Origin of the sequence: Marinobacter flavimaris, from assembly GCF_045057155.1 — a bacterium.
In the GTDB taxonomy this organism is placed as follows: domain Bacteria; phylum Pseudomonadota; class Gammaproteobacteria; order Pseudomonadales; family Oleiphilaceae; genus Marinobacter; species Marinobacter manganoxydans.
Window position 1 is genome coordinate 4,253,069 of the sequence record NZ_CP171359.1, and the last position, 12,344, is coordinate 4,265,412.

The following is a 12,344-nucleotide window of genomic DNA, read 5'->3' on the forward strand; positions in this document are numbered from 1 at the left end:
AACCATGACCCGCTGCCTGCGGTTAAGGATTGCAGATGACAGACCATAAAGAACCGCAAGATCCCAAAGAGGCCGCCGATTCGCCGGTCACCACCCGTCGCGGTGTGCGCAGCTTTGTTTTGCGCCAGGGCCGGATGACGGAAGGCCAGAAAAAGGCGTTCGAGCGGAGCTGGCCGAAGTACGGGCTGACCCGTGAGGACGGAATGATTGATCCCAGGGAAGTGTTCGGCCGCGACAACATGCTGAACCTGGAAATCGGTTTTGGTATGGGGCGGTCCCTGGCCGACATGGCTGAGGCCGCTCCCGAACAGGATTTTATCGGGGTTGAAGTTCATCAGCCCGGTGTTGGCGCGTTGCTCAAGGAGATCGAGGACCGTGGCCTGGAAAACGTCCGGATTTACAGTATTGATGCCAACGATGTGATTGACCTCTGCCTTCCGGATGCGTGCCTGGATCGCGTGATGGTGTTCTTCCCCGATCCCTGGCACAAGAAAAAGCATCACAAGCGCCGGCTGATCCAGCACGAGTTTGTCCAGCGGGTTCGTCACAAGTTGAGGGTAGGCGGCATTCTGCACCTGGCGACCGACTGGGAGAATTATGCCGAGCATATGCTCGAGGTGATGAGCGAGTCCGAGGGCTTTGCCAACACCCAGGAGACCGGTGGCTATTCACCGCGCCCTGACGACCGTCTAATTACCAAGTTTGAGAAGCGGGGCGAAACCCTCGGTCACGGTGTCTGGGACCTGTTGTTCTATCGCACCAATTAAGAGGCGTTGATCGGGGGTCAGTGATGCGCGAGCGGGTGGCGCCGTGACGCCCGGATGATGACCAGCCCGGCGATGCCGAGCGTGAGCGCCGTGAATTTGATGAGTGCGCATAGGGTTGCGGACAGGCTCATCTCATCGGTGGGCGGGTTGAAATTGTTCAGCAACAGAATGTTCTCTGCACCGTCGCTCAGGCCGGCAGTTGCGAACAGGGCCCGTACCCAACGGGCACCCACCCGCTCGCGAATGCCGGGGCGATCACGGGTAAAGTGCCGGGTAAGATGAATCAGGGCCAGCATGTAGGCAGGAATGAACAGGAAGTCCAGCCACAGCGAAACCTTCGCCCAGGCAACCCCTTCGCTTCCCCAGCTGCGAAAAATGGCGTGGGCCTGATCGGCAGTCCCGGCCAGCTGATAGCTCACGATACCCTGGGGTGCTGATGCCGTCTGCAGAGGCTGGTTGACCATAAGCAGAGCGAACAGCAGCACGGCAGCCACGACCAGGCTGGCTTTCAGGCTTTTGGGAAATGCTGCCACTCCGTGTGCAGGGTCCATTACAGAAAACGCTCCAACAGGCTGTTAAGGTATCTCTGGCCCAGGTCGGTTGCCTGGAGTCGATCGCTTACCAGCAGCTTTTCATTCCGCAGTTGTTCAAGTTTTACTCCAACTGTTGTCAGGGGTAAACCCGTTCGTTCAGAAAAAAGGCTTTCATCCACTCCTTCTTTCAGTCTGAGGGCGTTCATCAGGAATTCCAGCGGCAGATCGTCCACGGCAATCGCATCAGAACCGGCCGTTCGGCTGCCGATCCGGTTCAGGTAAGCGTCCGGCTGCCGGGTCTTCCAGTATCGCCTGATACCCCCGTCCACCAGGCTGATCTTGCCGTGGGCCCCAGCCCCGAGGGCTAGGTAGTCCCCGAACGTCCAGTAGTTCAGATTGTGACGGGAGGCCCTTCCCTGGAGGCTCCAGGCCGAGACTTCGTAATCCTCGTAGCCGTGTTGGTGCAGGTAATCGGAACCCCGGCGATAGATGTCCCAGAGATGATCGTCGTCGGGCAGTTCTGGCGGACGGCTGTAAAACTCGGTATTGGGCTCGAGGGTCAGCTGGTACCAGGAGAGATGCGGTGGTTTGTAGTCCAGGGCAGTCTGGATGTCCTCAAGTGCCTGCCCGGGCGTCTGGCCCGGCAGACCGTGCATCAGATCGATATTGAAGTTATCGAACCCGGCACGGCGAGCGGCGCGTATGGCCCGGTGGGCGGCATCGGCATCGTGAATGCGCCCCAGCGTTTTGAGATGGTCGGGATTGAAACTCTGGACCCCGATGGACAGACGGTTGATGCCCGCTGCCCGGAACGCGTCGAACCGGCCGGCTTCGAGCGTGCCGGGGTTGGCTTCCAGGGTAATTTCGGCATTTGTGGCGAAGGCAAGGCGTGCCCGCAGTTCCCTGAACAGGCGATCGTAGAAGTCGCCGCTCATCAGGGACGGAGTGCCGCCTCCGATGAACACGGTCTCTATTGGTCGATCGGTGGCAAAGGCCAGGTCCTGGTCGAGATCTTCGAGCAGAGCCTGCAGATAGGCGGATTCCGGGATTGTCCCGGTGAAAGCGTGGGAGTTGAAGTCACAGTAGGGGCACTTCCGCACGCACCAGGGTACGTGAATATAGAGGCTCAACGGCGGCCTAACCGCCGCTGGCTGCTGATCGTCCCCGGGGCTGGTATTACTCAACTGTTTCAGGCCTCGGCCTTCAGCTGATCCAGCAGAATCTTCAGGGCGCGTCCGCGGTGGCTGATGCTGCCCTTTTCGGCGCGGGACAGTTCCGCCGCACTGCAGCCATGCTCTGGTGCCAGGAACACCGGGTCATAACCGAAGCCGCCATCGCCCTGAGGGGATCTGAGGATCGAGCCCGGCCAGCGGCCATGGCAGATGATCGGGGTCGGGTCTTCGGCATGGCGCAGGTATACCAGCACACAGTGAAACTGGGCGCCCCGTTGCCCGTCCGGCACGCCCGCCATGGCGTCCAGCAGGGCGTCCACATTGTCCTGATCGGTTGCATCATCGCCGGCAAAGCGGGCAGAGCGCACGCCCGGGCGGCCCTCAAGCGCGTCCACCGCCAGACCACTGTCGTCAGCGAGTGCTGGCAGCCCGGTTTCCCGGGCCGCGTGGCGCGCTTTGAGAATCGCGTTTTCTACAAAGGTGACCGCCGGCTCCTCGGCTTCACCGACGCCCAGATCGCCCTGGGCAATCGGCGTCATGCCAAGAGGTGCCAGGAGCTCGGTCAACTCGGCGATTTTGCCCTTGTTATTGCTGGCGATGACAAGTCGGTTGGTCATAGAGGCTTAATCGCTGAACAGTGTGTGAGCAAACCGTACCGCCAGGTCCTGCTGGTGTCCGGTAGGGCGTGCGGTAATATTGAAAGTCATCAGTTCGCCGGAGGAATACTGATACTCGGCAATAAAGTACACGGAGTCGCCCTCCTGGATGCGGCGGAACGCCAGGAAGCGCACCTGCTGGACATCGTTGGTTACCTTGCCTTCCACCTGGCCGCTCACCGGGGACATTGAGCCATCGTCGTTTTCCTCCATGATGGAGATATTGACGATGCCTATGCCCTTGCTCCGCTGAAGATTATTGGCCTGGGCGACTTCCGGAGCCAGGAAGGTGCTGGGCAGGACACTCCAGAGTACCTTGTAGTCTCCGAAATCCTTCGAGCCGGCCTGTGCCTGCAGGCTGAACAGGCCAATCAGCGTAATTGCCAGCAGCGTACGGAATGTGGAAAAGGTTTTTGCGATCATTGCTAGGTCTCCCGTGTGATTCGGTAAATGGCAATTTCGCCCAACAAGTTCGGCCAGAGACGAGCCAGCCAGCTGTTCTGGTGCTGGCCGTCAACCACCCGGCGGCTTTTGATCCTGATGCCTTTCTGACGGCACAGTGCCTCAAAATCCTTGAAGGTGCACAACCTTATGTTGGGCGTGTTATACCATTTATACGGCAGTGCCTCGGATTCGGGCATACGACCGCTCAAAGTCAGTCCCCAGCGCAATCGCCAATGAGCAAAGTTGGGGAAGGTCACGATGCCTTCGCTGCCAACCCGCAGCATTTCATCCAGTACCCTGTCAGGACGCCGGACCGCCTGAAGCGCCTGGGTCATCAGAACAATATCGAAACTGCCATCTTCAAAGTTCCCCAGCCCCTGGGTGTCCAGGTTCTGTTCGATAACCGCCACTCCGCGGCCCATGCAGGCGGTGATGTGGTCCGGGTTAATCTCCAGGCCGAAGCCACTGGCACCCCGTTCCCGCTGAAGGAAATCAAGCAGAGTGCCGTCGCCACAGCCCAGGTCCAGAACATGGTGGCCGGGCTGAACCCACTGCTGGATGATTTCGAGATCCGGTCTCATGCGCCGACCTCCCGTGCTACCCGGTCCATATAGGCGTTAAAGATGTCAGTGTACCGCGGGGTCGGAATCAGAAACGCGTCGTGCCCCCAGGGTGCGTCCACCTCGGCGTAGCTGACCTTCCTGCGCGCGCCAATCATGGCATTGACCATTTCTTCCGAGCGGGCCGGCGTGAAGCGCCAGTCGGTGCTGAATGACAACACCAGGTATTCGCAACTGGCCGCTGCCAGTGCTTTCGAGAGGTCGCCGCCAAACTCGTAGGCCGGATCAAAGTAGTCCAGGGCACGGGTCATCAACAGGTAGGTGTTGGCGTCAAACGATTCGGAAAAGCGTTCGCCCTGATAGCGGAGGTAGCTCTCGACCTGGAACTCCGCGTCATAACCAAACTTGTAAGCCTGGTCACGGAGTTCGCGGCCAAATTTCTCGCCCATGGAGGCATCAGACAGATACGTGATATGGCCAACCATCCGCGCCAGCATAAGACCACGCCTGGGAACCGTATCAAAGTCGTAATAGCGCCCGTCGTGAAACTCCCGATCAGAGGTTATTGCCTGGCGTGCCACTTCATTGAAGGCAATATTCTGGGCGGTCAATCGCGGAGTGGACGCAATCACCACCGCATGCCGCAGGCGATCGGGGTAGTCCAGGCTCCACTGCAGGGCCTGCATGCCGCCGAGGGAACCGCCAACAACGGCCGCCCAGCATTGAATGCCGAGCCGATCTGCCAGCAGCGCCTGACTCTTGACCCAGTCGCCCACGGTGATAACCGGAAACTCCGGGCCAAACGGCTTTCCGGTTTCGGGATTGATGCTGTTGGGGCCGGTGCTGCCGTGGCAGCCCCCCAGATTGTTCAGGCTGACAACAAAAAAACGATCGGTATCGATGGGTTTTCCGGGGCCGATACAGCTGTCCCACCAGCCGGGTTTGCGGTCCTCGGCAGAGTGGTAGCCGGCCGCGTGGTGATGGCCACTCAAGGCATGGCAGATAAGAACGGCATTGCTGGCGTCGGCATTCAGGGTGCCGTAGGTTTCCACCACCAGGTCATAGTTTTCCAGGGACTGGCCGCAGGCCAGATCGATGGGAGCGTCGAAATGATAGGTCTGCGGGGAGACAATCCCGACAGAATCCGCAGGCAGGGTATCAGGCATCGGCGCGAATGGTTCCTGGTTCGATCCGTAAGTGTCTGGAAAAGCAATGACAAAGCCATCGCCAGCCCAGCAGTTTAAAGCCGGGGCGTGATGGCTGCAACCGCCTGAATGGTCGCGCTTGCGGGACACTACACAGCGCCGGAGATGTTCACCACTTTTTGCTGGATCAGGGTGGGGGCCGGTTTGCGGATCTGGCGCTGCATCGCGTCGGCCAGTTCCAGTTGCCTGCGCAGGTCGGCAATGGTGTTGGTCAGGCGCAGGCGCTCGGTGCGGCTGTCCTTGTCGTTGCGGACCATATCGCGAAGGCGCCGGATCTGGTGCTCCAGAAGCTGCTTCTGCTCCATGGAATACTGCATGATCGGTAGCAGGGCTTCCGATGGCCAGCGCTCAACGTCCTGGCGTACACGGGCATGCAGTGTGCGGGCTTCGCCCACCATGACATTGAAAAAACGGCGAACCAGGACCGACTGCTCGGTGAGCAGGTTCTTCGGACTGATGCGGAAGCGTCTCGCTTTTTTGCGCAACTCGCGGATGGCAATAACATGGCGCCCGGCCCGCAGCGGGATGGGCTCAAGGTGACGTGCCCGGTTGTCTTCGTTATAGCGACGGTAAATCGCGCCCACCATTTTTTCGGCCAGGTGCCCTTCGCTCAGAAGGTTGGTCAAGTCGCTTTCGAGCAGTTCGAAAAACTGATCCATGGCGCGGTTCATCCCCGCAGTGGTCCAGCTCTTCGACATACTGGTACGTACATGTTCCGCATGGGCTTCGAAGCGGTCTTCGCTCACCAGCTTCTTCAGCAGGTCGCCCTGGGAGTCCATGAGGCGACGGCTGGAGCGCAGGGTGATCAGCTTCTTGTAGTAAAAGTCGTAGTCTTTCTGGGCGCGTTCTGCGAGGCGGCCCAGCGCTGCCTTGTCCATGGTAACGCCCGCGCACGCCTGGAGTTCTTCCTCCAGGGATTCGAGGCGGTACTGCATGGCTGCCTGGCTGTTCTGGAGCATGCCTAGCAGGTCGTTGATCAGACTCTGGGTGATCAGCTGTTCCTTGTGCATGAGAATGCGCTGGATAATCAGCTGCTCAAGCTGATTGATATTGGAACGGTCAAACAGGTCGTTGTCTTTCTTTACCCTTGCGACCAGCCCCTGCTTGGCAGAAACCGGGATGACATCGTGCTGGCGCATGCCCAGGTGGTCGGCCGTATAACCGCGCACCCGCTCAATCGCCTCGTTAGTGTGGCGCTCGCCCTGGAGGTCATCCCAGAGCACGTCGATCTTGTTCAGCACGGCAAAGCGGCCGGCGCGATGATCGGCGTGCTGGGTGTCGATGTGCTCTTTCCAGATGGTCATGTCGCTGGCAGTCACACCGGTGTCGGCACTCAGCACAAAGATCACCGCATGGGCGCGGGGCAGCATGCTGATCGTCAGCTCCGGCTCGGAGCCAAGAGCATTCAGGCCCGGCGTATCGAGGATCCGCAGGCCGCGCTCGAACAGGGGGTGGCGGATGCTGATCTGTGCGTTCCGCCAGGCAGGTACGAGTACATTGCCCGGGTTGTTGCGATCATTCTCGAGCATGCCTTCGTCGAAGCCGAGTGCGCGAGCCTCCTCAGGTGGCACACTCTTGACGCGGGCAACCTCGGCAAGCACCTCCCGCATGATCTCAGGGTCGCGCTCATCCAGCTCATGTTTGACCCAGCGTTCCGGCTGCTTGCGCAACTGCTGCAGGGACAGTTCGCCGTTTCGGGTCTCGATGGGAAGCAGGAGCAGGTAGTTTTCATTGGCGCTGCGATCGAAGAACAGCTCCGTGGGGCACATGGTCGTGCGCCCCGCCTGGGACGGCAGCATGCGCTGGCCATACTCGGAGAAGAACAGGGCGTTGATCAGTTCGGTTTTACCGCGGGAGTATTCGCCGACAAACGCAATGGTCAGTTCATCCTCAATCAGCAGCTCCAGCCCGTGGCGTATGCGGGTGCTGACATCGTCGGAGAACAGATTGTTATCCTGCAGCCACAGCCGGTACCTGCCGATCTGGCGGATCAGCTCTTTTTTCCAGTTGTGATAAGCCTCTACCTGCTGCGACAGAGTTCCCTGTTGGTTCATCGGATTTTCCTTCTGCGCGACTTCCTGGTATCCCGCTCAGAACGGGGTGCTCACGGGTGACGGATTAATTACCGTTAATACTATCCTGTTATTTCCAAGTTTGTGGCTGGGCCGGAGTGGAAGAAATGGCCAAACTTGCCGGAAATTCACTAAAAAAGCTGCAAAATCAGTTACATGACTTTGCAGCTCGGGAATGATGGATTTCGTGGCTAAGTGTTACAAAATGTATATTTGAGACGGCGTTTACATACCGAGCCCGATGGAGCCGAGGCCTGCGGCCATTTTCATGTGTTCAATCACCACTGAGATCACGTTCAGAATCAGGAAAACGATGATGGGTGACAGGTCCAGGCCGCCCATGGAGGGCATGATATTGCGCACCGGGCGCATGACCGGCTCGGTGATCTGGGCGACCAGCTGGATGGCCGGATGGCCGCTGCCCGGCGCGATCCAACTGACGACGACCACTGCAATTACCGACCAGAAATAGATCTTCACGATCAGGTCCAGTACGTTCAGTACCGCCCACACCAGCAGCGTAATCGGATTTATGGCCGGAATGCCGCCGTTCAGCGCCACCAGGATCAGGAAGAAGGTGATGCCCTGAATGATGACTGCAAGAACCAGCGAAGCTCCATCGAAACCGCCCAGGCCAGGAATAACCCGCTGTAGCGGGCGTAGCGGTGGATTGGTGGCCTTGACCACGAATTGAGTGATGGGATTGTAGAAGTCGGCCCTGGCCAGTTGAAGCAGGAACCGAAGCAGCACAATGGTCAGGTAAAAGGTGGATGCGATGAGCAGGATGGTAATCAGAATATCTGCCAGCATGAAGCCGTGTCTCCGTTATCGGTTACTGTTTGCCTGCCAGTTCTTTGGCCATTTCTTCCGAACGCTTGAAGGCGGCCTTGTACGCTTTGGCTACCAGATCGCGCATACCACCTTCCTCGAACGTGTTGATGGCCTGTTCGGTAGTTCCGCCAGGAGACATCACATTACGCTTGAGCTGGCCGGGATCGTGCTCGCTTCGACCGGCCATTTCCGCGGCTCCCGCCATGGTCTGGATAGCCAGTTCCCTCGCGGTTCCGGCGGCAATGCCAGCCTCGGTGGCCGCTTCCTCAAGCGCCTCAAGCATCAGGAAGAAATAGGCGGGGCCGCTGCCGGAGAGAGCGGTAACCGCGTGCAGCAGGTTTTCGTCCTCAACCCAGAGCGCTGACCCGATGCTTTCGAACACCGATTCCACCATCTTCTTCTGCTTGTCTTTCACTTCTTTGTTGGCAAACAGGCCTGCAGCCCCTTTGCCGACCAGGGACGGTGTATTGGGCATTACCCGGACCATCGGCAGGCCGCCACCAAGCCAACCGTCGAGGGTATCCGCTGTCAGGCCGGCGGCGATGGATACCATCAGTGGGCGAGTGTTCTGGACCACTGGTGCAATGTCGCGACAGACATCGGCCATGACCTGGGGTTTCACCGCCAGAACTACCATGTCAGCCTGCTGGGCGCAGTACCGGTTGTCTGTGGTGACGCTAACGCCGAAGCGCTTGCGGATTGTCTGCAGGTGCGCGTCATCCGGCGCGCTGACCCAGATATTGCCGGCCTTATAGCCGTTATCCAGCATACCGCCAATGATGGCGCTGGCCATGTTGCCGGCGCCAATAAAAGAAATGGTTGGTGATGTGCTCAAGGTTAACTCCCCGGTTGATCGGTTAAACGTCCGGCCCTGATCATAGCAGGAACCGGCCGGCTCAGCTCTTTACTGGGCGTTTGCCGAATAGGGCGGTGCCGACCCGTACCCAGGTGGCGCCTTCCGCAATCGCGACTTCCAGGTCGCGGGACATGCCTATCGACAGTGTGTCGAGTGGGCCGGCGTCGGGATGGTCTGACCGCAGCTGTTTCAGGGTATTGGCAAGTTTCCGGAAACTTGCTCTCAATCCTGCTTCGGGCTGATCCGGGTCCGGAATGGCCATCAGGCCACGCAAGCTGAGGCTCGGCAAATCGCCGATTTCGGCCACCAGATCCGGCAGTTCATCCAGAGTGCAGCCGGATTTGCTCTCTTCCTCATTAATATTGACCTGAAGACAGATATTCAATGGCGGCAGCGCAGGATCGCGCTGTTCGCTCAGGCGACGGGCAATCTTGAGTCGGTCGACGCTGTGCACCCAGGCAAAGGCGGAGGCCATCTGTCGCGTCTTGTTGGACTGGATCGGCCCGATGAAATGCCAGTCGACGCCCTCGAGATCTGAAAGCGCCTCGATCTTCTCGAGGGCCTCCTGGAGGTAGTTCTCACCAAAGGCCCGCTGCCCGGCAGCGAAGGCTTCCCGCAGGTCTTCCGGTGGTCGGGTTTTGCTGACGGCGAGCAAATGCACAGACCCGGGCGCACGGCCTGCCTGCAATGTTGCTTTTTGTATGCGTCGGGTTACGCTCCCGATGTTGTCTGCTATGCTGCTCATAGTGTGAGAATGCCACGCTCGGTCTGTCACTTGTACGGTGACACGTTACCCGCAGGTCACTGAAATGCCAAGTGAACCGCGCCGGGGCCCCGCCGGGCGGAAGCTACCGGGATAAAAGAAAAAGCCTTCCGAGGATTCCTATGGATATTACTGAACTGCTTGCCTTTTCGGCGAAACAGGGTGCGTCTGACTTGCACCTCTCTGCCGGTTTGCCCCCGATGATTCGTGTTGATGGTGATGTACGCCGCATCAACCTGCCGCCCATGGAGCACAAAGAAGTCCACGGGCTCATCTACGACATCATGAATGACAAGCAGCGTAAGGACTACGAGGAATTCCTGGAAACCGACTTCTCCTTCGAAGTTCCGGGCGTCGCCCGTTTCCGTGTTAACGCTTTTAACCAGAACCGTGGCGCAGGCGCCGTGTTCCGGACCATCCCTTCCAAAGTACTGACCATGGAAGATCTGGGTATGGGGCAGGTGTTCAAGGACGTGTCTTCAGTGCCTCGTGGTCTGGTACTGGTGACCGGCCCGACGGGCTCGGGTAAGTCCACCACGCTGGCGGCGATGATCGATTACATCAACGACACCCGCTACGAACACGTTCTTACCATTGAAGACCCCATCGAATTCGTACACGACTCAAAGAAATGCCTGGTGAACCAGCGGGAAGTGCACCGGGATACTCTGGGCTTCAACGAAGCACTGCGCTCGGCCCTGCGGGAAGACCCCGACATCATCCTGGTTGGTGAGCTCCGGGATCTGGAAACCATCCGCCTGGCGCTGACAGCGGCTGAGACCGGCCACCTTGTATTCGGCACCCTGCACACCACCTCTGCCGCCAAGACCATTGACCGTGTGGTCGACGTGTTCCCGGCGGAGGAAAAGTCCATGGTGCGGTCGATGCTGTCAGAATCCCTGCAGGCAGTTATATCCCAGACCCTGATGAAGAAAATGGGCGGCGGCCGGATTGCGGCGCACGAGATCATGATCGGTACGTCTGCGATCCGGAACCTGATCCGGGAAGACAAGATCGCGCAGATGTATTCGTCGATCCAGACCGGCGGTTCACTGGGCATGCAGACGTTGGACCAGTGCCTGGAGCGGCTGCTGCAGAAAGGGCTTATTTCCCGTGAAGCGGCGCGGGCCAAGGCCAAGATGCCCGATAATTTTTAACTGGTAGGTTCCTGGTGCCTGGAAGTCAGGCACCAAACAAAGAAGACTGGGTACAAAAATGGAATTCGAAAAACTGTTACGGCTGATGGTGGAGAAGGGCGGTTCGGACCTGTTTATTACAGCGGGTGTGCCGCCGAGTATGAAGGTGAACGGGAAGGTTCTACCGGTCACCAAGAACGCGTTGACGCCGGAGCAGACCAGGGAGTTCGTTTACGGCGCCATGAACGACAAGCAGCGCGCCGAATTCGAGGAAACCCATGAGTGTAACTTCGCTATCAGTGCCCGTGGCATTGGCCGTTTCCGTGTTTCTGCCTTTTTCCAGCGCAACCTGTGCGGGATGGTGCTGCGCCGGATCGAGGTAAAGATCCCGCAAATCGACGATCTGTCGCTGCCGGAAGTGATCAAGGAACTGGCCATGACCAAGCGTGGCCTGATCATGTTCGTGGGCGCCACCGGCACCGGTAAGTCTACGTCGCTGGCGGCGATGCTGGGGCACCGGAACCGCAACAGCCGTGGCCACATCATTTCCATTGAAGACCCGATCGAATTCGTACACCAGCACCAGGGCTGTATCGTTACCCAGCGTGAAGTGGGTATCGACACCGACAGCTTCGAAGTAGCGCTGAAGAACACGCTGCGTCAGGCGCCCGACGTGATCCTGATCGGTGAGGTGCGTACCCGGCAGACCATGGAATACTCCGTGCAATTCGCCGAGACCGGTCACCTGTGTCTGGCCACCCTGCACGCCAACAACGCGAACCAGGCGCTGGACCGGATTATCCAGTTCTTCCCTCCGGAACAGCATAACCAGATCTGGATGGACCTCTCCCTGAACCTCAAGGCCATCGTGGCCCAGCAGCTGGTGCCAACGCCGGACGGCAAGGGCCGGAAGGCGGTTATCGAGGTGCTGATCAATACCCCGCTGGTATCGGACCTCATCCGGAAGGGCGAGGTGCATCGGCTGAAAGAGCTGATGTCCAAATCCAACGAATCCGGCATGCAGACCTTTGACCAGGCGCTTTATCAGCTCTATGCAGAAGGGTCGATTACTTATGAGGACGCCCTGGCTCATGCTGATTCTGCTAACGACCTGCGCCTGATGATCAAACTGGGTGCCGACGCCCAGGGAGCCGACAAGCTCTCGTCTTCCGTCGACAAGCTTTCCATTCAGGATGACTGAATACCGGCTGAGCATAAGACGTTGGTCGTAGAAAGTTAGGGCCCCGAACCGTTAGGGATGGCATTTGAGGCCAGTAAGGGGTGGTGCGTATACTCCGCGCGATTCAATAAGGAGATACCATCCACCACCGTTCCTCAACGCTTGCACG

The 12,344-nt window shown here is 58.8% G+C and carries 13 protein-coding genes; 3 read left to right on the top strand and 10 right to left on the bottom strand.

The window, feature by feature from the left end; genetic code table 11:
- The first annotated feature begins 35 nt into the window (after positions 1-35).
- The gene (gene trmB / locus ACGK9W_RS19820) at positions 36-767 is read left to right on the top strand and encodes a tRNA (guanosine(46)-N7)-methyltransferase TrmB (RefSeq protein ID WP_405418329.1); all 732 of its coding nucleotides are present in this window, start codon (positions 36-38) and stop codon (positions 765-767) included.
- A gap of 17 nt (positions 768-784) precedes the next feature.
- Here trmB and ACGK9W_RS19825 read toward each other — a convergent pair whose 3' ends face one another.
- The 10 genes from ACGK9W_RS19825 to ACGK9W_RS19870 all read right to left on the bottom strand — a co-directional run bounded on the left by ACGK9W_RS19825 (position 785) and on the right by ACGK9W_RS19870 (position 9,841).
- Complete coding sequence (locus ACGK9W_RS19825; RefSeq protein ID WP_008174168.1) at positions 785-1,318, bottom strand: hypothetical protein; 534 nt, start codon at positions 1,316-1,318, stop codon at positions 785-787.
- Positions 1,318-2,484 (bottom strand): radical SAM family heme chaperone HemW, encoded by a 1,167-nt coding sequence (gene hemW, locus ACGK9W_RS19830; RefSeq protein ID WP_039882032.1) that lies wholly within the window; start codon positions 2,482-2,484, stop codon positions 1,318-1,320. Before hemW ends, ACGK9W_RS19825 begins: the two co-directional genes overlap by 1 nt.
- A 5-nt stretch (positions 2,485-2,489) precedes the next feature.
- Positions 2,490-3,089 (bottom strand): RdgB/HAM1 family non-canonical purine NTP pyrophosphatase, encoded by a 600-nt coding sequence (gene rdgB, locus ACGK9W_RS19835; protein ID WP_053114208.1) that lies wholly within the window; start codon positions 3,087-3,089, stop codon positions 2,490-2,492.
- Positions 3,090-3,095: 6 nt separating this feature from the next.
- Complete coding sequence (locus ACGK9W_RS19840; protein ID WP_008174175.1) at positions 3,096-3,551, bottom strand: DUF4426 domain-containing protein; 456 nt, start codon at positions 3,549-3,551, stop codon at positions 3,096-3,098.
- A gap of 2 nt (positions 3,552-3,553) precedes the next feature.
- The gene (gene metW / locus ACGK9W_RS19845; RefSeq protein ID WP_008174176.1) at positions 3,554-4,153 is read right to left on the bottom strand and encodes a methionine biosynthesis protein MetW; all 600 of its coding nucleotides are present in this window, start codon (positions 4,151-4,153) and stop codon (positions 3,554-3,556) included.
- The gene (locus ACGK9W_RS19850; RefSeq protein WP_008174179.1) at positions 4,150-5,298 is read right to left on the bottom strand and encodes a homoserine O-acetyltransferase; all 1,149 of its coding nucleotides are present in this window, start codon (positions 5,296-5,298) and stop codon (positions 4,150-4,152) included. Before ACGK9W_RS19850 ends, metW begins: the two co-directional genes overlap by 4 nt.
- A 128-nt stretch (positions 5,299-5,426) precedes the next feature.
- A complete protein-coding gene (locus tag ACGK9W_RS19855; RefSeq protein WP_008174181.1) occupies positions 5,427-7,391 on the bottom strand; it encodes a dynamin family protein in 1,965 nt (654 codons plus the stop codon).
- A 243-nt stretch (positions 7,392-7,634) separates the two neighbouring features.
- Positions 7,635-8,219, bottom strand: coding sequence for a YggT family protein (locus ACGK9W_RS19860; RefSeq protein WP_008174183.1), 585 nt, complete (start codon positions 8,217-8,219; stop codon positions 7,635-7,637).
- Between the two features lie 22 nt (positions 8,220-8,241).
- On the bottom strand, positions 8,242-9,075 hold the full coding sequence (proC, locus tag ACGK9W_RS19865; protein ID WP_014575886.1) for a pyrroline-5-carboxylate reductase: 834 nt from the start codon (positions 9,073-9,075) through the stop codon (positions 8,242-8,244).
- A gap of 61 nt (positions 9,076-9,136) precedes the next feature.
- Positions 9,137-9,841 (bottom strand): YggS family pyridoxal phosphate-dependent enzyme, encoded by a 705-nt coding sequence (locus ACGK9W_RS19870; protein WP_405418340.1) that lies wholly within the window; start codon positions 9,839-9,841, stop codon positions 9,137-9,139.
- A 140-nt stretch (positions 9,842-9,981) separates the two neighbouring features.
- On the opposite strand from ACGK9W_RS19870, the gene ACGK9W_RS19875 reads away from it, so the two are divergent.
- Positions 9,982-11,016 (top strand): type IV pilus twitching motility protein PilT, encoded by a 1,035-nt coding sequence (locus ACGK9W_RS19875; RefSeq protein WP_008174189.1) that lies wholly within the window; start codon positions 9,982-9,984, stop codon positions 11,014-11,016.
- Positions 11,017-11,074: 58 nt separating this feature from the next.
- Positions 11,075-12,196, top strand: coding sequence for a PilT/PilU family type 4a pilus ATPase (locus ACGK9W_RS19880; protein WP_405418343.1), 1,122 nt, complete (start codon positions 11,075-11,077; stop codon positions 12,194-12,196).
- Positions 12,197-12,344: the final 148 nt, after the last annotated feature.